Source organism: Aquabacterium lacunae (assembly GCF_004310865.1).
Classification (GTDB): Bacteria; Pseudomonadota; Gammaproteobacteria; order Burkholderiales; family Burkholderiaceae_C; genus Aquabacterium; species Aquabacterium lacunae.
Genome location: NZ_SIXI01000003.1, coordinates 444,841 through 464,475 on the forward strand (window position 1 = coordinate 444,841; position 19,635 = coordinate 464,475).

Annotated in this window: 18 protein-coding genes; 9 read left to right on the top strand and 9 right to left on the bottom strand. The window is 65.3% G+C overall.

The window, feature by feature from the left end; all coding sequences use genetic code 11:
• Positions 1 to 6: 6 nt before the first annotated feature.
• Positions 7 to 3,417, bottom strand: a complete 3,411-nt coding sequence (locus EYS42_RS09400; RefSeq protein WP_130967892.1) for a DEAD/DEAH box helicase family protein — start codon at positions 3,415 to 3,417, stop codon at positions 7 to 9.
• Between the two features lie 272 nt (positions 3,418 to 3,689).
• On the opposite strand from EYS42_RS09400, the gene EYS42_RS09405 reads away from it, so the two are divergent.
• The 3 genes from EYS42_RS09405 to EYS42_RS09415 are packed head-to-tail and all read left to right on the top strand — an operon-like array spanning position 3,690 to position 5,225.
• Entirely contained in the window at positions 3,690 to 4,214 is a 525-nt protein-coding gene (locus tag EYS42_RS09405; RefSeq protein WP_130967893.1) for a type II toxin-antitoxin system RelE family toxin, read from the top strand.
• A 20-nt stretch (positions 4,215 to 4,234) separates the two neighbouring features.
• A complete protein-coding gene (locus EYS42_RS09410; RefSeq protein WP_165456703.1) occupies positions 4,235 to 4,711 on the top strand; it encodes a helix-turn-helix domain-containing protein in 477 nt (158 codons plus the stop codon).
• Positions 4,701 to 5,225, top strand: a complete 525-nt coding sequence (locus EYS42_RS09415) for a hypothetical protein (RefSeq protein ID WP_130967895.1) — start codon at positions 4,701 to 4,703, stop codon at positions 5,223 to 5,225. Before EYS42_RS09410 ends, EYS42_RS09415 begins: the two co-directional genes overlap by 11 nt.
• 6 nt (positions 5,226 to 5,231) lie before the next feature.
• Here the strand turns inward: EYS42_RS09415 and EYS42_RS09420 are convergent, their stop codons facing one another.
• From EYS42_RS09420 to EYS42_RS09435, 4 genes are read right to left on the bottom strand one after another with little or no spacing between them, the layout of a single operon-like run.
• On the bottom strand, positions 5,232 to 5,819 hold the full coding sequence (locus tag EYS42_RS09420) for a hypothetical protein (protein ID WP_130967896.1): 588 nt from the start codon (positions 5,817 to 5,819) through the stop codon (positions 5,232 to 5,234).
• A complete protein-coding gene (locus tag EYS42_RS09425) occupies positions 5,816 to 7,078 on the bottom strand; it encodes an AAA family ATPase (protein ID WP_130967897.1) in 1,263 nt (420 codons plus the stop codon). Before EYS42_RS09425 ends, EYS42_RS09420 begins: the two co-directional genes overlap by 4 nt.
• Before the next feature lie 38 nt (positions 7,079 to 7,116).
• A complete protein-coding gene (locus EYS42_RS09430; RefSeq protein WP_130967898.1) occupies positions 7,117 to 8,283 on the bottom strand; it encodes a restriction endonuclease subunit S in 1,167 nt (388 codons plus the stop codon).
• Positions 8,284 to 8,288: 5 nt separating this feature from the next.
• On the bottom strand, positions 8,289 to 9,839 hold the full coding sequence (locus EYS42_RS09435; protein ID WP_130967899.1) for a type I restriction-modification system subunit M: 1,551 nt from the start codon (positions 9,837 to 9,839) through the stop codon (positions 8,289 to 8,291).
• Between the two features lie 137 nt (positions 9,840 to 9,976).
• Between EYS42_RS09435 and EYS42_RS09440 the strand changes: the two genes are divergently transcribed.
• The 3 genes from EYS42_RS09440 to EYS42_RS09450 all read left to right on the top strand — a co-directional run bounded on the left by EYS42_RS09440 (position 9,977) and on the right by EYS42_RS09450 (position 12,658).
• Positions 9,977 to 10,600: a hypothetical protein gene (locus EYS42_RS09440; protein WP_130967900.1), complete on the top strand. Its 624-nt coding sequence runs from the start codon at positions 9,977 to 9,979 to the stop codon at positions 10,598 to 10,600.
• Between the two features lie 521 nt (positions 10,601 to 11,121).
• Positions 11,122 to 11,316: a hypothetical protein gene (locus EYS42_RS09445; protein WP_130967901.1), complete on the top strand. Its 195-nt coding sequence runs from the start codon at positions 11,122 to 11,124 to the stop codon at positions 11,314 to 11,316.
• The gene (locus tag EYS42_RS09450) at positions 11,288 to 12,658 is read left to right on the top strand and encodes an ABC1 kinase family protein (RefSeq protein WP_245503578.1); all 1,371 of its coding nucleotides are present in this window, start codon (positions 11,288 to 11,290) and stop codon (positions 12,656 to 12,658) included. Before EYS42_RS09445 ends, EYS42_RS09450 begins: the two co-directional genes overlap by 29 nt.
• Positions 12,659 to 12,676: 18 nt before the next feature.
• Here EYS42_RS09450 and lipA read toward each other — a convergent pair whose 3' ends face one another.
• From lipA to EYS42_RS09470, 4 genes are all read right to left on the bottom strand, one after another.
• Positions 12,677 to 13,681, bottom strand: a complete 1,005-nt coding sequence (gene lipA, locus EYS42_RS09455) for a lipoyl synthase (protein ID WP_130967902.1) — start codon at positions 13,679 to 13,681, stop codon at positions 12,677 to 12,679.
• A gap of 121 nt (positions 13,682 to 13,802) precedes the next feature.
• Positions 13,803 to 14,483, bottom strand: a complete 681-nt coding sequence (gene lipB, locus EYS42_RS09460) for a lipoyl(octanoyl) transferase LipB (protein WP_130967903.1) — start codon at positions 14,481 to 14,483, stop codon at positions 13,803 to 13,805.
• Positions 14,484 to 14,535: 52 nt separating this feature from the next.
• The gene (gene dprA / locus EYS42_RS09465) at positions 14,536 to 15,699 is read right to left on the bottom strand and encodes a DNA-processing protein DprA (protein WP_130967904.1); all 1,164 of its coding nucleotides are present in this window, start codon (positions 15,697 to 15,699) and stop codon (positions 14,536 to 14,538) included.
• Between the two features lie 59 nt (positions 15,700 to 15,758).
• Complete coding sequence (locus EYS42_RS09470; RefSeq protein WP_130967905.1) at positions 15,759 to 16,964, bottom strand: LysM peptidoglycan-binding domain-containing protein; 1,206 nt, start codon at positions 16,962 to 16,964, stop codon at positions 15,759 to 15,761.
• A 158-nt stretch (positions 16,965 to 17,122) separates the two neighbouring features.
• On the opposite strand from EYS42_RS09470, the gene def reads away from it, so the two are divergent.
• From def to htpX, 3 genes are all read left to right on the top strand, one after another.
• Positions 17,123 to 17,629, top strand: a complete 507-nt coding sequence (def, locus tag EYS42_RS09475) for a peptide deformylase (RefSeq protein ID WP_130967906.1) — start codon at positions 17,123 to 17,125, stop codon at positions 17,627 to 17,629.
• An 11-nt stretch (positions 17,630 to 17,640) separates the two neighbouring features.
• The gene (fmt, locus tag EYS42_RS09480; protein WP_130967907.1) at positions 17,641 to 18,606 is read left to right on the top strand and encodes a methionyl-tRNA formyltransferase; all 966 of its coding nucleotides are present in this window, start codon (positions 17,641 to 17,643) and stop codon (positions 18,604 to 18,606) included.
• Between the two features lie 115 nt (positions 18,607 to 18,721).
• The gene (gene htpX / locus EYS42_RS09485; protein WP_130967908.1) at positions 18,722 to 19,573 is read left to right on the top strand and encodes a zinc metalloprotease HtpX; all 852 of its coding nucleotides are present in this window, start codon (positions 18,722 to 18,724) and stop codon (positions 19,571 to 19,573) included.
• Positions 19,574 to 19,635 lie beyond the last annotated feature (62 nt).

Here is a 19,635-nt window from a genome sequence, read left to right on the forward strand (position 1 = left end):
CCGCGCTCAAGCCACCGCTCGTTCACGGATCTGCGTCAGCACACCGACCAGCTGGGTCACCCTGGCGGGAGAGAACACGCCCAGTGGGCCTTGCGCATTCACATCGGTGAAGGGTGATTCGAACAAGCGCGAAGGCGCCATCACGCCAGCCTGGGTCAGCTCCTGCACCACCAGGTTGATGAACTCGATCTGGTTCGGTGTGGCGGTGGTGCCATGGACGAACTCGCTGAACGCCTGCATGGCCGCCTCGTGGTCCAGGCCGACCAATGAGCGCACAAACAGACCAAGCCCCTGACATTGCGTCTTGGCCTCACTGATGAGGGTTGGGGTGCCACCGGCCGCCAGCAACATTTTTTCCAACTCGTCCAGATCGGTGGTCGTCAGAGGCTGGTTGCGCCGCAACCGCTGCAAAGACAAATGCGTTTCGTGAGATTTCAGGAATGCCCGGGCCTTGTCTTTGAACTTGTCCATGTTCAAGCCCGTCGTGACCTGCGGCAGCTCAATGACCGAGGCCTCCCCCAGCGAATCTTCAAAGTCGGTGTAGACGATTTTCTTCTGCCCCTTGGGGATGAGCTTGATCAAGGCGCGCAGGCGCCGTCTCACCGTCTCCAGCATGGGCACGGTCACGCCCTCCCACCACTCGTCGCTGCACAACGCCTGGATCAGCACCGCCTCGGCCTTGATGGCGGGGATGGCCATCTGCCCTTCCAACTCGGAGGCAATGCGCTGGATGCGCTCCCGCAGCGAGGCGAAATCGGGCTTGGCCTGCAGCACGGCCAACTGCGCCCGCAACACCAGCATGTCAAAGCGCTTGGCCTCTTCGTCGTCATCGCTGAAGGCCGATGGCAGGCCTGCGAGCTGGTTGCTCAACTCGTCCACATCGTCGACACCCAGGGTGCTCCAGGCCTGCGGCTTGGCAAACTTCTCGACAAGGCGCCGCTGCGGGCGCACCACGAAGTTGTCCACGTTCATGGCCTGAACCGTCTCGTGGAGCAGCTGGGCAATGTCGCTGCGCACCTGCCCCTCGGTCAGGCTGTCACCATATGGCGGCGGGTCGATCTCGGCTGCCCCCGGCGCCGATGGGCCCCGCTTGTCGAGTTCAAGCACCAGCTGCACCCGCGCCTTGAACAGCCGCGTGGACAGTGCCTCGGTGCTCGCACCCTCAGAAAACTCAGGGTTCTGACTGAAAAATTCAAGGTTGCCGCAAAAGTCAAAGATGTAGAAATCCTGCTTGTCCAGGCCGGGGCCGAACAGGTCTTTGCACAGGCGAGTGCCACGCCCCACCATCTGCCAGAACTTGGTTTTCGAGCGAACCACCTTGAAGAACACCAGGTTGACCACCTCGGGCACGTCAATGCCCGTGTCCAGCATGTCCACCGACACCGCAATGTGCGGCATCTTGTCCTTGTTCGAGAAATCGTCGATGAGGGACTGGGCGTACTCGGTCTTGTAGGTCACCACACGAGCGAAATGCCCCTTGTGCTGCGGGTAGTGAATGTTGAAACGCTCGGCGATGAAATCAGCGTGAGGGTTGTTCTTGGCAAAGATGATGGTCTTGCCCAGCCGATCACCACCCGCCACCCGGTGGCCTTGGGTCATCAGGAGCTCCAGCACCTTGTCCACCGTGTCCGCGTTGAACAGCCACTTGTTCAGCTCGGCGGGGTCAACCTCGTCGGGCACCGTGCCCTCTTCATTCCAGTCGAGTGCGTCCCACTGCTCCTTCTCGTCATCGGTCAGCTCGCTGTACTTGATGCCCTCGCGCTGGAACTTCAGCGGAACCGAAATGGGCACGGGCTTGACCAGGTGCTTGTCATCAATGGCTTGCTGCAGCGTGTAGGCATCGGTGGGCACGCCAGACTCCAGATCGAACAAGCCATACGTGTTCTTGTCGATCTCGTCTTTGGGCGTGGCGGTCAGGCCCACCAGCAGGCAGTCGAAGTACTGAAAGATGGCACGGTACTTTTGATAGACCGAGCGGTGCGCCTCGTCAATCACGATCAGGTCGAAGTGCCCCACACCGAAGCGACGCTGCCCGTCTTGCGCCTCGTCGATCAGCCCCATCATGGTGGGGTAGGTGGACACGAACACCCGCCCCTCGGTGTGCTTGTCTGTCACCAGGTTCACGGGTGCGGCATCAGGCAGGAATTTCTTGAAACTGTTGACAGCCTGGTTGACCAGGGCCACCCGGTCGGCCAGGAACAGCACGCGCTTGGCCCAGTTGCTTCGCATCAGCACATCGACCAGCGCAATGACGGTGCGAGTTTTGCCACTGCCCGTGGCCATCACCAGCAACGACTTGCGCTGGTGGTCCACCTCGAAGGTTTCGCCCACGCGACGCACCGCACGGGTCTGGTAATAGCGCTCGACAATGGCGGGGTTGATGGTGGTCTCGGCCAGCTTCTTGCGGCTGCTGCGGCGCTGCACAAGCAGTTGCAACTCGTCTTTCTTGTAGAAGCCCTGCACCGGCCTTGGCGGATAGGCCGAGTCGTCCCACACCCAGTGCTCGTAACCGTTCGAATAAAAAATGACAGGCCGCTGCCCAAACATTTTTTCCAGGCAATCGGCATACAGCTTGGCCTGCTGCTGGCCCACCTTGGGGCTCTTGGTGGTGCGCTTGGCCTCCACCAGCATCAGCGGCATGCCGTTGTCATCCCAGAACACGTAGTCGACATAGCCCTTGCCCTCGTTGTTGGGCATACCGACCACTTCAATCTCGAAGTTTTTGGCGGGGTCGAGTGCCCAGCCCGCTTCGCGAAGCAACAGGTCGATGTAGGCCTTGCGGGTCTCGGCCTCAGAGTAATCGTGCGTGTCGGGCTCGGCGGCGTTGGCCTGCTTGGCGGCGGCCACCTCGGCGCGCAGTTGCTGCAACTGCGCATCCAGTGCGGCCTTCTCGTTGCGCAACGTGGACAGGGCTTCGTTGCTTTGCGCCAGCTCTTGCGAAAGCTTCTGCAGCTGAGGCAAGGTCAAGGCTGGCGCAGGCGTTGCAGCCTTCTTGGGCACCAGCGCCGCTGTGAAGCTCAGGCTTGGGTCAGGCCGGGCGGTGCGGCCGTAGCGTCGGGCCAGCCAGAAGGCAAAGTGAAACAGCTCCCGTGTGGCCAGGAGGGCATCGGCTTGCAGCACCTTCTTCTGGCTGTGCACCGCCATGTTGCCCAGGTCTTTGATGAGCTTGGCCTTGGTCATCAGCGCGTCACCCACCTGCAAACGGAAGCTGGGCGCGTGAATCAAAGCACTGAGGGTGTCTTGATACGGCAGCTGGAACGCTGGGTCATGGGCATACAGCCATGACACCGCCAACTCCAGCGTGCGCCGGGCATAAAAGCAGGCCGCCCGGGGGTCGGTTTCAATGGCCTGTTCACCCTGGCGCGCCGACTCATGCAGAAAGCCCCACTCGGCTTGCAAAAAACTGAAATTGCTCACAGACAGCGCCCCCCGACTGCTTGACATGTTTGGGGGCAGTTTGCCAGAGGATGTGACCGCTTTGGCACAAGCGGCCCAAGCGCCTCTGGGAAAAACCCAAGCACTGCAACAACTTAGACCGACAAGGCGAGCAACATGATGGGTGTGGCTTAACATGGCAAACACATGCCGCAGGTGCGCTGAGCGCGCAGCCCGCGACACACACATTTGGGGGGAATGTCACGCTTTTCACGCGGTTATCCGTGCACGCGCGTGAACCATTCGGTTAAGCTATGACTAAACAAGCTGTTTACTACCTGACCGAGATCAGGCCGGAGGACTTCACTGGCGATGGGGATGGCGCAGCAGCACCGCTCAGCCCCCATCGCTTCAAGGTGTCTTCGGCATGCACCCAGAACGATGCCAGCACGGCCAACGTTCTGGCGGAAATCAAGGCCCTGGGTAGCAAACTGGATCGGAACAAGGCCATGCTTGGCCTTGAGTTTTTGGTGAAGGTGGCGCAAAGCGGGCCACCGTTCACCAAGTCGTTGGACAAAAAGGCCCTGCATGAAACGCACACCTTCCACAGCGCCGTGTCTGGCCAGGACGAGAAGATCTGGCGTTACCGCCGGGGCGACATCCGGATCCTGCTCTATTACGCCGACGACAAAATCGTGCTGCTGTGCGGCACCCTGAGCAAACGCAAAGACCAGCTCAGCGAAGCCGAAACGAACGCAGCCGAACAAGCCGTCAACCGCTACCTCAGCGCCCGCCAGGATGGCCGGGTGACCTGGGTGACCCCGCCGACTGAACAATGACAAGATCTCTGGAGAACGCCATGTCACGACAAGCGTTGTTTGCCGACCTGCTGGCCGACACCCCCGACCTCGCCGCCGATGTGGCCAAGGTGGCGGTGGCCGCAGACCTGACCGTGCTGCTCGCCCAAGCGGGCCTGAGCCGTGCCGAGCTGGCCAAGCTACTTGGCTGGTCGCGCGCCCGCGTGACGCAAGTGCTGTCGGGCGAAGGCAACCTGACCATCGAAACCGTGTTTGCCGTGGCCCAAGCCCTGGGCCACACCTTTGATGTGGTGTTTCGTAAGCAAGACGAGCGGCGCGTGCCCCAGGCCTGGGAGCGTGGTACGGTCATGCAACTGGCCGGTGGCAGCAAGGTGATGCATTTGCTGGCGGCAAGCCAAGAGGTCAAGCCCAAAGTGGCTTGTGCGCAGGCATGGGCGACCGCAGCCACGCTGCACACCTGGCGACAAGACACGCTGGAAGCCGCGGATCAAGACCTGGAGTGGGCCCATGCAGCCTAGTCCTTTGCAATTGCTGCAGTGCTGCTTCGAGTCGGTCAACGTGGTGGCTGTGCCCGACTTCGACAACAGCCAGCGTGATTCGTCTTTCGTGTTCAACCCCACGGGCATGGAAATGTCGTCAGAGACGGCCGTGCAAGACCTGGGGGGCGACAAAGAATGGTGCGACTACGCCATCCGGCTGGTGGTGGGCTTTGAGCCCAAGCAGCCCAACGCCACGCCCTATCGCGGGCAACTGGCCTTGCAAGGCATGGTGCGCATGCACGGCGCCAAGACGCTGCTGGAACGCAAGCAACTGGCCGTGGTCAACGGTGTGTCGCTGATGTACGGCGTGGCGCGCGACATGGTGTGCACGCTGACCAGCCGAGGCGTACACGGCCAGATGCTGCTGCCCACGCTCAACTTCCGCAGCCTGGCTGAATCGGTGGCGCTGGACGATGCGCAAGCACCGCCCGCTGCCGAGCTGAAGGACAAGCCCAAGCCCGCAGCCAAGGCGCGCAAAAAGACGAAGACTTGAGGCTGGTCACGGCGCCACGCCGCCCTTCGCCAGCACCTTGTCCACCGCCTCGGCGATCAGCGGTGCCACCTGGCGCAACCCGTCCAGCGTCAAGCCACCGCTCTTGTACATGGCATACCAAGACTGACGCCAGCGGATGATGCGTTCACCGTCGCGCAGCTTGAGCCGCTTGAGGGTGAATTCGGCCTTGGCCCGCATGGCCGCCGGCACCGCATCGGTCACCCGCATCTGCAGCGAGGGCAACAAGATTTCAAACCAGCCCGCCTGCACTTCGTAGGGATCCAGCACCGTGTCGTCGGCGTTTTTTTTGGATGAGTTCAACGTGCCTGAGGCAAACCGGTAATTGCTCCATTCGTAAGTCAACTCCCTGTGATTCTTGCAGCTGAGGTAATGGTCAACCGTGCCGCCGGTCGGGTCGAGCATGGCCGCGTAGCCGCACAGGTTGGCAAAGCCCTCGGCAAGGTCTTGGGTGTGACCACTCCACAGCGCTGGCGGTCTGTCAACGGTGGGGTTGGCCTTCAGCCAGGCGCGGCCAGGGGTTCTGACTTCGCCGTCGAAGTCATCGGGCTCAGGCACCTTGGCCACCGGGATCATGCTCGCCCCCCATCCACACCCTTGATGGCCTTGGTGCTCACCAGCCAACGCGGCCAGAACGGGTCGCCGGCCGGCAACAGCCGCTGCAAGGCAGCATGCACCGCCTTGCGCGAGCCCAGGCCAGGCACGTGCGAGCGCTCGCCGCGCATCAGAGCCTCAGCGGCCTCAATGGCCTGCTCGGCCTCCACCGAGCGGGCCTGCTCCAACCCAAAGGTCTCCGACACCAGCCAGTTGGTGGCGTCGCCCTGGGTGGCCCAGCCGCCCTGCTCGGCCACCACCTGGCCGCCTTGCAGCGAGAGGTGAATCAGGTCGTCGCGCTCGGCGTCGAACATGGGCTCCAGAGACGCAGTGACCAGCGGCGAATGCGTGGCCACGAGCATCTGAGGGGCGTGCCCACCGCTGCCCTGCAGCTTGTCAATGGCCGCCAGCAAGCTGGGTAGCACCGTGCGCTGCCAGCGGGGGTGCAAGTGGGTTTCGGGCTCGTCAAACAGGATGACCACGCGGTTCTCGGGCTGCTTGCCCAGCAGCTTGGCGGCGGTGCGGTGCTCGTGCCACGCCCACACCAGGAAGTAGGCCAGGGCCAACATGCGCCGCACACCGGCTGATGCCAGCGCCACGGGAATGGCCTGCGAGCCCATCAGCAGCGTGGGGCGGTCACGCCCCTCGCCGATGTACAGACGCTGCGGCGGCCCCACGCGCAGGCGCTCGCTGGGGGGCGACACCGCCTGCAGCACGGCTTCCAGCGCCTCGAACTGCGGCTTGCGACCCTCTTGCCAGTTGATCCAGTCGCGCTCCAGGCCTTCGCACACCCGGCGCCCCTCCATGTCCAGGCCGTTCCACACGTCGGCCGCACCGAAGTGGTAGGCCGCCGGGCGGTCGGGGTCGGTGCGCCAGTAGTTGCGTGCGGGGTCCCACACCGAGAAGCCGCCATCGATGCGGATGTAGATGACGATGCCCGGCATGGTGGGGCGGCTGGCGGGCAGGGGCCAAGAGGCGTCGGCACGGCGGTAGCTTGACGTCACCGGCGTGGCCGCCCGGGTTTTGCCCTTGACCAGGTAATCGATCGTGGCCTTTTTGTTGCCGGGTGCGGGCAGGGCCACCGGGCCCGCCCAAGTGCGTGTCAACGCCCACCACGCCAGATCCAGCAGAAAGCTCTTGCCCAGGCCGTTGTCACCGGCGATGAGGTTGATGCGCTCGGCCCAATCGACCTGCAGCGTGGGCGCCAGCCCCACCTGGCTGAGTTTCAAAGTTTTCAACATGACCCGTGGCCTCCAGTCTTGTGATTGTGCCGCCGCATTCAGAGTTCGCCACGGAAGGCGCGGTGTTGGAGGGAGGCGAACATGGCATCCAATTGCTTGGCCGACCTTTCACCCGAATTCGCCAGATTCATTTGTACTCGAAGTGCTTGGCCAAAGTGCTCTCGCAATTCGATGGGTGGGAGAGGGATGTCCAGGCCACGCAAGATGGCCAGGTTGATGTTCTTCTGCGCAGACTCTGGTGCATTTTCTTCAAGCGTCTTTTGCAAGAATGAAAGCCAGACCCGCACGTACTCAACGGTTGCCTCTTCGTTCGCGCTGAACCCTACAACGCTATCAGGGAAGCAGGCATCGAAAGTCAGGATGCCTGTCTTTGCGATGTTGGCCGCAATGGTGATGCACAGGGTGCCACGTGGCCACAGCTTGCTCTGTCGTACCCCGAGGTCCGAATAGGTGCTTTTATAAGCACGAATGTATCCGCCGGAATTGGCTACATCGCCTGTTTGAATAAGAGGATGCGCTCCACCAAGCAGTGCAGGGTCGTTTCGCGGCCTGTGCTTTGAAATCCCCCGATCCAAATTTCCAACGTCACCAAACTTGACGACCGGCCACCCCTTCGGGTTGGTGAGCGGATCGCCAAACATCTCCACAAAAATCGACTGGGCGAGGCTGTCGAGTTGGGCCAGGGCCTCGCGGCGCTTGATGCGCAGGGCGTCGGCTTGGTCGAGGATGGCGGCGATGCGGCGTTGTTCCGGGAGAGGGGGAAGCGGGATTTGCAGGTCACCAATTTGAGAAAGACTCAAGTTTTGAATCGTCCCGGTCACCGTGGCACCGCGCATCTGCCGCTGGGCTTCTACACTTTCAAGCCAGTGTCGAAGATATGACTGATCGACCTTCTCTGTAGTTCGAAGAATCGCAACGGCTTGATTGCAGTTCAGTTCCGGCGCATCGTCAGGAACAATCCCAGTACGCCCGATGGTTCCCGCAATTGAAATAAGGACGTCTCCAGGAGCTATCTGAGAGCGCTTCAATACCTTGTGGACGTCAGCACTAATGAAAAGTGTGTCGTCGGCATAGTTCACCTTGCCATCAAAAATGTTCTGAACCCGGAGGAATTTGACGCCGCTATCGGAGAACTCGAAGCCGACAGAAGTAGGTGTTGTCCCCTTGGTAATAAGGGAACAAAGTTCGCCAAGCTTAGTGGGCATTGAAATCACTTCAACATCCCCTCCAACGCCGCCATCCCCTGCTGAATCTCCTCTTCCAACTGCTTGAGCTTGGCCAGGATGTCCAGCGGCTTGTCGTGCTTCACCACCGCATGCACCACCTCCTTGTAGCGGTTGAGGCTCAGGTCATAACCCTGCGCGGCAATGTCCGCCTTGGGCACGCAAAAGCTCTGCGCGGTGCGCGGGCGGGCTTGCTCGGCGCCATCGCGCTGCGCCCAGCGGGCCAGGGCATCGGGCAGGTTGTTCTTCGCGTGTTCGGCCTCGGTCAAGGGCTGCGCCGGGCGCACGCCCAGCTTGTCGCCGTCCAGCAGGGGCTGGCGCTTGTCGTCCAGGCTCCAGCCGTCGGCCTGCAGGTCGTAAAACCACACGTGGTCGGTGCCGCCCGAGTTGGTTTTGGTGAACAGCACGATGGCCGTTGACACGCCCGCATACGGCTTGAAGGCGCCGGCCGGCAGCGAGATCACGCCGTCGAGCTTTTGCTCTTCCACCAGCATTTGCCGCAGCACCTTGTGCGCCTTGCTGGAACCAAACAGCACGCCGTCGGGCACGATCACGGCCGCGCGGCCACCGGGCTTGAGCAGCCGCAAAAACAGCGCCAGAAACAGCAGCTCGGTCTTCTTGGTCTTGACGATGGCTTGCAGGTCTTTGGCGGTGTTCTCGTAGTCCAGGCTGCCGGCAAAGGGCGGGTTGGCCAGGATCAGGCTGTAGGCCTCTTCGTCGCCCGCGTGGTCTTGCGCCAGCGAATCCTTGTAGCGGATGTCGGGGTTGTCCACCCCGTGCAGCGCCATGTTCATGCTGCCAATGCGCAGCATGGTGTGGTCGAAGTCGTAGCCGTTGAACATGCCGTGGTGGAAGTGCGCACGGGCCACCGGGTCGTTGAACAGCTGGGGGTGGACCTCGCGCAGGTATTCGCCCGCCGCCACCAGAAAGCCGCAGGTGCCGCTGGCCGGGTCGCAAATGGTGTCTTTGGGCGTGGGCTGGGTCAGGGCCACCATCAGCTGAATGATGTGGCGCGGCGTGCGGAACTGGCCGTTCTGGCCCGCCGCCGCAATCTTGCCCAGCATGTATTCGTACAGGTCGCCCTTGGTGTCGCGGTCGTCCATGGGCACCTGGTCGAGCATGTCCACCACCTTGGTCAGCAAGCCCGCAGTGGGGATGGTGTAGCGCGCATCTTTCATGTGCCGGGCATAGGTGGCGCCGTCGCCCCCGCCCGTCAGCAGGCCCGAGCGCAGGAAGGGAAACACGTGCTCACCCACCACGGTGTGCATCTCGGCCGGGGCAAAGTGCTTGAAATGCGACCAGCGCAGGTCTGAATACGGGCGGCCCTTGGCGTCCCCCCCCACCGGGAAAATGCGTTTGGCCATGGGCTGACCCAGCACGATGGCTTTGGATTCTTCCAGCGAGTGGGCGTCGTCCAGGCGGCGGATGAACAGCAGGTAGGTGATCTGTTCCAGCACCTCCATGGGGTTGGAGATGCCGCCTGACCAGAAGGCGTTCCAGATGGCATCGACTTGGCTGCGCAGTTCACCGGTCAACATGGTGTGGGGTTCTCATCAAAGGTCTTGGCGCGGGTTCAGCCCGGTGCGGGCCTGCCCATCAGAGCGGCGATACTACACACGTCGCTGAGCGCGGTGCATCCGCCACGCAGCGATCAGTTCAACACACAGGGACACCCATGCGAATTTTGACGACCCTTCTGGCCGTGGCCATCGGCCTGACCGGCTGCGCTTCTTCCAAACTGGCGGCGGACCAACGCTCGGCCATCAAGCGGGTCAGCGTGGCTGAGCCCACCATGCCGGAAAAGCCCACGGTGTTTGGCAACGGTTCGGGCGTGGGTTTCCTGCTGGGTGGTGCCCTGGGTGTCGGCCTGGCCAATGCCGGCAATGACCTGCCCACCCTGTACGCCCAGACCCTGGGCAAGTACAACATCGACGTCGCAGGCATTGCCAAGGCCGACCTCGAAGCTCAACTGCGCAAGCAAGGCTTCACGGTGGTGCCTCAGGGCCAGCCGGCCGATGCGGTGCTGCAACCCAAGGTGCAGGTGTACGGCCTGACCGGCAACATCTTCTCGTCGCCACCGGTGCGTTTCCCGCAACTGTGTTTGCGGGTCGACCTGGTCGGCGCATCGGCACAGAAGCCGGTGTGGGGGCAACTGGCGTGTCTGCATGTCATGCAGGATGCCATCCCGCAGATGGACGCCCGCTCGATCGAAGAACTGCTCCAGAACAAGGCCCTGCTCGACAGCGAAGTGCACAAGGCCTCCAGGCTGGTCACCGCCGAGATTTTCTCGAAGATGTGAGCGTGCAGCCCTTTAAACCTGCACTGTGAAAGTCTCGCTCGCCACTTGCCTTGGCGGCGAGCGTGGTAACGCCGGTGGCGATGATGACTGTGGCCAACAGGCCCACTCTGGTATAGCGGTACATGGTGTCTCTCCGAGAGAACGCGACATTTGCGTTCTCGAGAGACTACGAAACGATACTTAGCAGCGAATGAGGGCCGTAGCCTCGGTGTGCCTGCTCAATGTCCGCAATGGAGCCGAGACCGTGTATTCAGGGCTTGAATGCCAATGGCAGCTACCAGCCTCAAGCCGACATCCGCCACGCCATGTGGCAGCACCTCACACGCGCCTGCCACCACGCCTGCCACCACGCCTGGCTCACGCCCTAAGCCGCCCGCGGCACCCGCCCCACCCTCTCCCCGGCGTGGGTGCGTCAAGTCAGCGTCAAATCAGCGGCAAAACCGGGACAAGCCGCCATGGCCCACACCGCAGGGCCTGGGGGGCGCAAGATCAGGCTTCGTTGACTTCACCCCCAGGCCGCCATGACCGACGACCCTCGCTGCTGCGGCAGCGGCACCTGCATCATCGACAACGACGGGCGCTGCTGGTGCGGCCAGCGCTGGGACGGCCAGCGCATGGTCGGCCCTGACCGCGGCTGTGCCACGCCTGCTCCCGTGCCCACGGGCGACACGCCCGCCGAGGCCCTGCGTGCCCCCACCCACCCTGCCCCGCACTGAGCCCCCGGCTTCGGCGCCAGCGCGGCACGCCGCCGTGCCCCAGGGCCGCTGGTCGCGCAGCCTGCACCTGGGCCGGCTGGCGGGCGAGCTGCTGGCCGGGGCCGTGGCCACGGGCGCCGGTCAGCTGGCACGGGGCGAGCGCCCTTCGTGGGCCGGCAGTGTCCTGACACCGGGTAACGCGCAACGCCTGACCGAGCGCCTGGCGCAGATGCGGGGCGCGGTCATGAAGCTGGGGCAGCTGATGTCGATGGAGGGCCAGGACGTCTTGCCTGCGCCCTTTGCCGAGCTGCTGGCCCGCCTGCGCGACCAGGCCTATGCCATGCCCGCCACCCAGCTGGCCGACGTGCTGGAGCGCGAATACGGCCAGGGCTGGCACCAGCGCTTCCGGCACTTCAGCTTTGCGCCCATCGCGGCCGCGTCCATCGGCCAGGTGCACCGAGCCGAAACCCACGAGGGCGAGGTGCTGGCCCTGAAAATCCAGTACCCCGGCGTGCGCGCCAGCATCGACAGCGACGTGGACAACCTGGGCCTGTTGCTGCGCATGCCGGGCCTGACCCCGCCCGGCGTGGCGCTCGACACCCTGCTGGCCCCGCTGCGTGCGCAGCTGCAGGCCGAGACCGATTACGCCGCCGAGGCCCGCGCCGCCACCGACTACCGCGACAGGCTGGGCGACATGCCCGAGCTGTTCGTGCCCCGCGTGAACACGGCGCACAGCACGGCCCACATCCTGGCCATGGACTTCGCACCGGGGCAGGCCCTGGCCACGCTGATGCAGCCGGGCGTGCCGCAAAGCCAGCGCGACCGCGTGGCCACGGCGCTGTGCCGCCTGGCGGTGCGCGAGTTCTTCGACATGCGCCTGGTGCAGACAGACCCGAATTTCGGGAACTACCTGTACGACGCCGACACCGGCCGCATCGGCCTGCTGGACTTCGGCGCCGCGCAGGCCGTGAGCGACGCCCGCGTGGCGCAGCTGCGCGAGCTGGGCCGCGCACTGCGTCAGGCCCACCGCGCGCGCACCCACGAGGCGGCGCTGGCCGTGGGCCTGGTGCACGCGAGCGACACCCCGGCGCAGCAAACCGCCGTGGTCAACCTGCTGTTGACGGTGGGCGAGCCCTTGCGCACGCAAGGCCCCTACGACTTCGGCGCCTCGACCCTGGTCAAGGAGGTGTTCCAGCAGGGCCAGGAACAGTTCCTGGCGTCAGGCTACGGTCAGCCCCCGCCGGCTGACGTCATGCTGCTGCAGCGCAAGTTCATGGGCACCTTCCTGCTGTGCGCCCGGCTGGGCGCGCGGGTGGACCTGGGCGAGGTGTTCGGCTCGGCGCTGGATGAAGACGCGCGCTGAGCCTGCCAGCACAGGGCCTCAGACCTGCACGCCCGCCTGCATGGCCTGCTGGTCGGCGTGGTACGAGCTGCGCACCATGGCACCCACGGCGGCATGCGTGAAGCCCAGGCGCTTGGCCTCTTCTTCATAGGCCTTGAAGGTGTCGGGGTGCACGTAGCGGCGCACCGGCAGGTGGTGGCCGGAGGGGGCCAGGTACTGGCCAATGGTGATCATGTCGATGTCGTGCGCGCGCATGTCGCGCATCACCTGGTAGACCTCTTCGTCGGTCTCACCCAGGCCCACCATGATGCCGCTCTTGGTGGGCACGTCGGGGTGCAGGGCCTTGAACTTCTTGAGCAGGTTCAGGCTGAACTGGTAGTCACTGCCCGGGCGCGCTTCCTTGTACAGGCGGGGCGCGGTTTCCAGGTTGTGGTTCATCACGTCGGGCGGCGCGGCCTTCAGGATCTCCAGCGCACGGTCGTCACGCCCGCGGAAATCAGGCACCAGGATCTCGATGCGCGTGGCGGGCGATTGCTCGCGCACCTGCCGGATGCACTCCACGAAGTGGCCGGCACCACCGTCGCGCAAATCATCACGGTCCACGCTGGTGATCACCACATACTTCAGCTTCAGCGCCGCAATGGTCTTGGCCAGGTTGGCCGGCTCGTTCACATCCAGCGGGTCGGGCCGGCCGTGGCCCACATCGCAGAAGGGGCAGCGGCGGGTGCACTTGTCACCCATGATCATGAAGGTGGCCGTGCCGTGGCCGAAGCATTCACCGATGTTGGGGCACGAGGCCTCTTCGCACACGGTGTGCAGCTTGTGCTCGCGCAGGATGTTCTTGATTTCGTAGAAGCGGGTGCTGGGCGATCCGGCTTTCACGCGGATCCAGTCGGGCTTCTTGAGCACTTCGCCGGCCGGCACGATCTTGATGGGGATGCGTGCGGTCTTGGCCTGTGCCTTTTGCTTGGCGCTGGGGTCGTAAGCGGGGGTTGCCGAGGCCTCGGTGGAGGCGCCGGCAGGGGTCGTCGGTTCAATGCTCATGGCAGGGTTCGATCGGTCGGGCGGCGGGTTGCGCCCAGGCAGCACTTTAACGCACCGGGTTTGGGCGCGCGATGGTGGATGCCCACACGCGCCGCAGGCCCGGCGGGTTCACGGGGTGAAATCAGGGCGCCAGGCGCTGTTGCAGGTGGTGGCTCAGCACCTCGGCCAGTTCGGCCGGGGCCACGTGCACGCCCAGGCTGGCCAGGTCCACCGTGGCCAGGCCGGCATAGCCGCAGGGGTTGATGCGCAAGAAGGGGCTCAGGTCCATGCCCACGTTCAGCGACAGGCCATGGTAGGTGCAGTGGTTGCTGACCTTGATGCCCAGGGCCGCCACCTTGCCCAGGCCCTTGAAGGGGTCACGCGGGTCGGCCGGCTCGCGCAGGGCTTCGTGCGCAAACGGGTCGGCCACGCGCACGTAAATGCCGGGGGCGCCCGCCACGCGGTGGCCTGTCACGTTCACGTGCATCAGGGTGCGGATGATGGCCTCTTCCAGCCGGTACACATACTCCTTGACGAAGTAGCCCAGGCGCCGCAGGTCGAGCAGGGGGTAGGCCACGATCTGGCCCGGGCCGTGGTAGGTGACCTGCCCGCCGCGGTTGGTCTGCACCACCGGGATCTGCGCGGGGCCGGGCGGGTTCAGCAGCACATGCTCGGGCTTGCCGGCCAGCCCCTGGGTGAACACGGGCGGGTGCTCGCACACCCACAGTTCATCGGGCGTGTCGGGCGTGCGGGCTTCGGTGAAGGCCTGCATGGCCTGGAAGGTGGGTTCGTAGGGCACCTGGCCCAGCATCTTCACATTCATGCGGGCATGTTAGCCGCTGGGCGGCTGACATGCTCGGTGCAGGGTTCAGGGCTCAGGCCACGGCCTGGCGCTGGAACAGCAGGCCGGGCAGGCGGGCCACTTCGCCCATCAGCTCCAGCTCCAGCAGGCGGGCGCCCAGTTCGGCCGGGCCCAGGCCCGTGCGGGCCGACAAGGCCTCCTGGCTGATGGGGCCATGGCCCATGGCCTGCAAGACTGGGTCGTCGGTGTCGGGCGAGTCCGAGGTGTCGCTGGGTGCTGCGCCCAGGGCGTGCGCCGCAGCGGCCGAGTCCGGCACGCGCGCCCCACCCCACTGCAGTTCTTCCAGCACGTCGGCCACGGTTTCGACCAGGCGGGCGCCCTGGCGGATCAGGGCGTGGCAGCCGCGGGCCTGGGGCGCATGGATGCTGCCGGGAATGGCCATCACCTCGCGGCCCATTTCAGAGGCCAGGCGCGCCGTGATCAGCGAGCCCGACTGCACGGCGGCTTCCACCACCAGGGTGCCACGGCTCAGGCCGGCCACCAGGCGGTTGCGCCGCGGGAAATGGTCGGCCTTGGGCGGCGTGCCGGGTGCGAATTCGCTCACCATCAGACCCTGGGCGGCAATGGCCTGGGCCAGTGCGGCGTGCTTGCGCGGGTACACGGAGTCCAGGCCGGTGCCCACCACGGCCACGGTGCGGCCAGGGGCTGGACCAGGGGAGCCATCGGCATTCGAGGCTTCCAGCGCGCCACGGTGGGCGGCGCCGTCGATGCCGTCGGCCAGGCCCGACACCACGGTCAGGCCAGCTTCGCTCAGGGCCTTGGCAAAGGCCCGGGCATCGGCGAGGCCCTGGGGCGTGGCATGGCGGCTGCCCACCAGGGCCACGGCCGGGGCGCCCAGCAGGGCCAGGTCACCCTCCCACCACAGCAGCAGGGGCGGGTCGACCTCGTCTTGCAGCAGGCAACGGGGGTAGGCCGGGCAGGCCAGGCTCAGCACCCCGCGATTTGGCCCGCCTTGCAGCCAGGCCTGGGCCCTGGTCCACCAGGTGGGCAACTCGGGCACGCCCGTGGCCAGCCCCTTGCGCTCGCGCGGGGTGCTCAGGGCCTTGAGGGTGTCGGGGGCCGCGCTCAGCACGGCCTGGGGGCTGCCCAGGGCGGCCAGCAGTCGGCGGGCGGCCGCAGGGCCCACCCCGGGGGTGAGCACCAGTTGCAGCCAGGCGCGCAGGTCGTCGTCGTTCACGCAGGGTCGGGGCAGCGCTGCCGGGGCGGAAGGTCAGTTCTGGATGTCAGGGCTGTACATCACGGTTGAGTGAAGCGGTCACCCGGCTTGACGGGCTCCTGCACCGACAGGATCAAGGCGTACGACATCTTCTCGAAGGGGCGGAACACGTACAGCAGGCCATGACGCTCGTCGGGCAACTTCACGCTGCGCTTGTCGGGGTCGGTGATGTCACGGATCTCGGCACCGGCGCGCCACAGGGCCAGCACATGGCCCTTCTCCACGCCGTCACGCGTGCCACGGTTGATCACCACGATCTGGTTCTGGCCAGCCGTGAGGGCCTCGCCATAGATGCTGACGATGGCGCCCGCCATCTGGGCAGGGGCACGCGGCACCACCGATTCAAACTCGCGCGGAGGCACAGGCGACAAACGGTCACTGACCATCACTTCCTGACGCACGCGGGTGATCTGCAGGGTGCCCGGCACGATCAGCGGTTTGCCATCGGCACCCGTGCCCTCCACGCCTTCACGGGTCAGATCACCCGCACCCACGTACTGCGCTTCATAGCCGAGCACCTCGCGGGTGTCCGGGTCACGCAGGGGCTTGGGTTCGCGGAACAGGCGGAATTCCTTGCGGCCTTCTGTGTCGCCGCGCACGTACACGCTTTCACCGCGCGAGGCCAGCACACGGCCTTCCTGGGTGGCGATCACACGAGGGGCCTTCACCAGCTCGTCGCCGTTGTTGAAGATCACGGCCTCGTTGAAGAAAGGCTCCAGCAGGTGCACCGGCACGGTGGCAATCGCATCGGTCAGGCTGCCTTCGCGCACGCGGGGGCTGAGCTTGACGTCACCGCCACTGGTGCCGCTGCTGATGGGCGTGCCCAGGCGCAGGCGTGCGCGGCCATTCGACTTGTCGAGGTACAGCACCTGGCCCGGGAAGATCAGGTGCGGGTTGCGGATCTGCTGCAGGTTCATGCCCCACAGTTCGGGCCAACGCCAGGGGCTTTTGAGGAACAAACCGGAAATGCCCCACAGGGTTTCACCACGCTTGACGGTGTGGCTGTCGGGCGCATTGGGCGCCAGTTCGGACAGCGGCACGCCGGCTTCGGACACCTGCTGCGCCGTGGCCTTCTGCTGCGCCGAGATCGGGAAATTGGGCACCTGCGCCTGGACCGACGCCGAGGCCAGCAGGCCCAGGCTGATCGAGGCGGCCAGGGTCAAAGCGTGCAAGGTCTTCAAAACAGTCTCCAACGTGCACTCCGGCCGCGAGCGGCGCTCCCACATGAATCCCGGAGATTGGGCACAATCTGGTCAATGATCGCCTGATTCTGCCCGCAAATTGCAAGTCGCGGCAACGACGGTTGCCCGGTGTTACGGGCCCTGTTCGTGCCGCCCGCACCTGCAGCGTTGCACGGCTTCCACAAGAGATACGAGTTGACACCATGGCCCTGCTGCCCATCCTGACCTACCCCGACCCTCGCCTGCACACCGTGGCCAAGCCCGTGGCCGAGGTCGATGACCGCATCCGCCAGCTGGTCGATGACATGCTCGAGACCATGTACGAGGCCAAGGGCGTGGGCCTGGCCGCCACCCAGATCGATGTGCATGAGCGCGTGGTGGTGATCGACACCAGCGAAGAGCGCAATGAGCCGCGCGTGCTGATCAACCCGGAGATCATCTGGCGCAGCGACGAGATGCTGACCTGGGAAGAAGGCTGCCTGTCGGTGCCCACCATTTACGACAAGGTGGAGCGCCATGCCCGCGTGCGCGTGCGCGCCCTGGGCAAGGACGGTCAGCCCTATGAATTTGATGCCGACGACGACCTGCTGTCGGTGTGCGTGCAACACGAACTCGACCACCTGATGGGCAAGGTGTTCGTGGAGTACCTGTCCACGCTCAAGCGCAACCGCATCAAGACCAAGCTGGTCAAGCGCGCCCGCGACGAGTGAGGCGCCCGCGCATGAAGCTGATCTTTGCCGGTACGCCGGAGTTCGCCCGCGAGGCACTGGCCGCCCTGCACGCGGCCGGGCATGACATCGCCCTGGTGCTGACCCAGCCCGACCGCCCGGCCGGTCGCGGCATGAAGCTGCAGGCCTCGCCCGTCAAGCAGTTCGCGCTGGAACACGGCATGCCGGTGGCCCAGCCCCACAGCCTCAAGCTCGACGGCAAGCACCCGCAGGAAGCGGCCGAGGCCAAGGCCCTGATCGAATCGGTGGGCGCCGACTGCATGGTGGTGGCCGCCTACGGCCTGATCCTGCCGCAGTGGACGCTGAGCACCCCGCGCCTGGGCTGCCTGAACATCCACGCCTCGTTGCTGCCGCGCTGGCGAGGCGCTGCGCCCATCCACCGCGCCATCGAAGCGGGTGACGCCGACACTGGCATCACCATCATGCAGATGGACATTGGCCTGGACACGGGCGACATGCTGCTGGAAGCGCGGGAAGCCATCCAGCCCACCGACACCACCGCGGTGCTGCACGACCGCCTGGCCGCGCTGGGTGGCCGCCTGATCGTCGAGGCCCTGCAAGCCCTGAACGACCAGGCCAACGGCGGCCCGGGCCTGCAACGGGTGCCGCAACCGGCCGAAGGCATCACCTACGCGCACAAGATCGAAAAGGCCGAAGCGGCCATCGACTGGGCCCTGCCGGCGGCTGTGATCGAGCGCCGCGTGCGCGCCTTCGACCCTTTCCCCGGAGCCAGCTTTCAGGTGGGTGCCGACACCGTGAAGGCCTGGGCCGCCCGGGTGGTGCCCGGCACGGGCCAGCCCGGCGAGGTGCTGCAGGCCGACGGCGAGCACCTGGTGGTGGCCTGTGGCGAGCAGGCCCTGGCCCTGACCGTGCTGCAACGCCCGGGTGGCAAGCGCCAGCCGGTGCGCGAAGCCCTGCAGGCGCTGCCCGGCGTGACACCCGGCGCACGCCTGGCGTGAAGCGATGTAAAGCCCGGGCCCCAAGCTGAACCGAACTTGAACTCCGGCCCGTCTTCCCCATCTAATAGGGTGCCGCCATGTGGCGGCTTGCCCGGCCTCCCGAAGGAGCCCTGACATGTTCAACATGATGAAAACCGCGGTCCTGATGGCCGCCATCACTGCCCTGTTCATGGCCATTGGCGCCATGATCGGTGGCCGCACCGGCATGATGCTGGCCCTGGTCGTGGCCCTGGGCATGAATTTCTTCAGCTACTGGTTCTCCGACAAGATGGTGCTGAAGATGTACAACGCCCGCGAGGTCGATGCCTCGTCGGCACCGCACTTCTACCGCATGGTGCAAGAGCTGGCGCAGCGCGCCCAGATGCCCATGCCCAAGGTGTACATCATCGACGAAGCCGCCCCCAACGCGTTCGCCACCGGCCGCAACCCGGAAAACGCCGCCGTGGCGGCCACCACCGGCATCATCAACGTGCTGAGCGAGCGCGAGCTGCGCGGCGTGATGGCGCACGAGCTGGCCCACGTCAAGCACCGCGACATCCTGATCAGCACCATCAGCGCCACCATGGCCGGTGCCATCTCGATGCTGGCCAACTTCGCCGTGTTCTTCGGAGGGCGCGATGAAGAAGGCCGTCCGGCCAACCCGATCGCCGGCATCGCCATTGCCATCCTGGCCCCGCTGGCCGCCAGCCTGATCCAGATGGCCATCAGCCGCGCGCGCGAGTTCGAGGCCGACCGCGGCGGCGCCGAGATCTGCGGTGACCCGGCCGCCCTGGCCAGCGCGCTCGACAAGATCCACCGCTACGCCCGCGGCATCCCGATGGCAGCGGCCGAGGCCCACCCCGAAACCGCGCAGATGATGATCATGAACCCGCTGTCGGCCGAGGGCATCAAGGGCCTGTTTGCCACCCACCCGGCCACGGAAGAGCGCATCGCGCGCCTGATGGCCATGGCCCGCGGCGGCCGCTGACGCACCACACTGGTTCAAGTCTCACCCTGGGGCGCCGATACAGGACAGGCGACCGCTTGTCC

Excerpts from the sequence above, each read along its gene's own strand:
- fmt (WP_130967907.1), top strand. The coding sequence starts at position 17,641 with ATGAAGCTGATCTTTGCCGGTACGCCGGAGTTCGCCCGCGAGGCACTG.
- EYS42_RS09430 (WP_130967898.1), bottom strand. The coding sequence starts at position 8,283 with ATGCCCACTAAGCTTGGCGAACTTTGTTCCCTTATTACCAAGGGGACA.
- EYS42_RS09440 (WP_130967900.1), top strand. The coding sequence starts at position 9,977 with ATGCGAATTTTGACGACCCTTCTGGCCGTGGCCATCGGCCTGACCGGC.
- EYS42_RS09425 (WP_130967897.1), bottom strand. The coding sequence starts at position 7,078 with ATGTTGAAAACTTTGAAACTCAGCCAGGTGGGGCTGGCGCCCACGCTG.
- lipA (WP_130967902.1), bottom strand. The coding sequence starts at position 13,681 with ATGAGCATTGAACCGACGACCCCTGCCGGCGCCTCCACCGAGGCCTCG.
- def (WP_130967906.1), top strand. The coding sequence starts at position 17,123 with ATGGCCCTGCTGCCCATCCTGACCTACCCCGACCCTCGCCTGCACACC.
- EYS42_RS09405 (WP_130967893.1), top strand. The coding sequence starts at position 3,690 with ATGACTAAACAAGCTGTTTACTACCTGACCGAGATCAGGCCGGAGGAC.
- EYS42_RS09445 (WP_130967901.1), top strand. The coding sequence starts at position 11,122 with ATGACCGACGACCCTCGCTGCTGCGGCAGCGGCACCTGCATCATCGAC.
- htpX (WP_130967908.1), top strand. The coding sequence starts at position 18,722 with ATGTTCAACATGATGAAAACCGCGGTCCTGATGGCCGCCATCACTGCC.
- EYS42_RS09410 (WP_165456703.1), top strand. The coding sequence starts at position 4,235 with ATGTCACGACAAGCGTTGTTTGCCGACCTGCTGGCCGACACCCCCGAC.
- EYS42_RS09435 (WP_130967899.1), bottom strand. The coding sequence starts at position 9,839 with ATGTTGACCGGTGAACTGCGCAGCCAAGTCGATGCCATCTGGAACGCC.
- lipB (WP_130967903.1), bottom strand. The coding sequence starts at position 14,483 with ATGAATGTGAAGATGCTGGGCCAGGTGCCCTACGAACCCACCTTCCAG.
- EYS42_RS09420 (WP_130967896.1), bottom strand. The coding sequence starts at position 5,819 with ATGATCCCGGTGGCCAAGGTGCCTGAGCCCGATGACTTCGACGGCGAA.
- EYS42_RS09470 (WP_130967905.1), bottom strand. The coding sequence starts at position 16,964 with ATGTGGGAGCGCCGCTCGCGGCCGGAGTGCACGTTGGAGACTGTTTTG.
- EYS42_RS09415 (WP_130967895.1), top strand. The coding sequence starts at position 4,701 with ATGCAGCCTAGTCCTTTGCAATTGCTGCAGTGCTGCTTCGAGTCGGTC.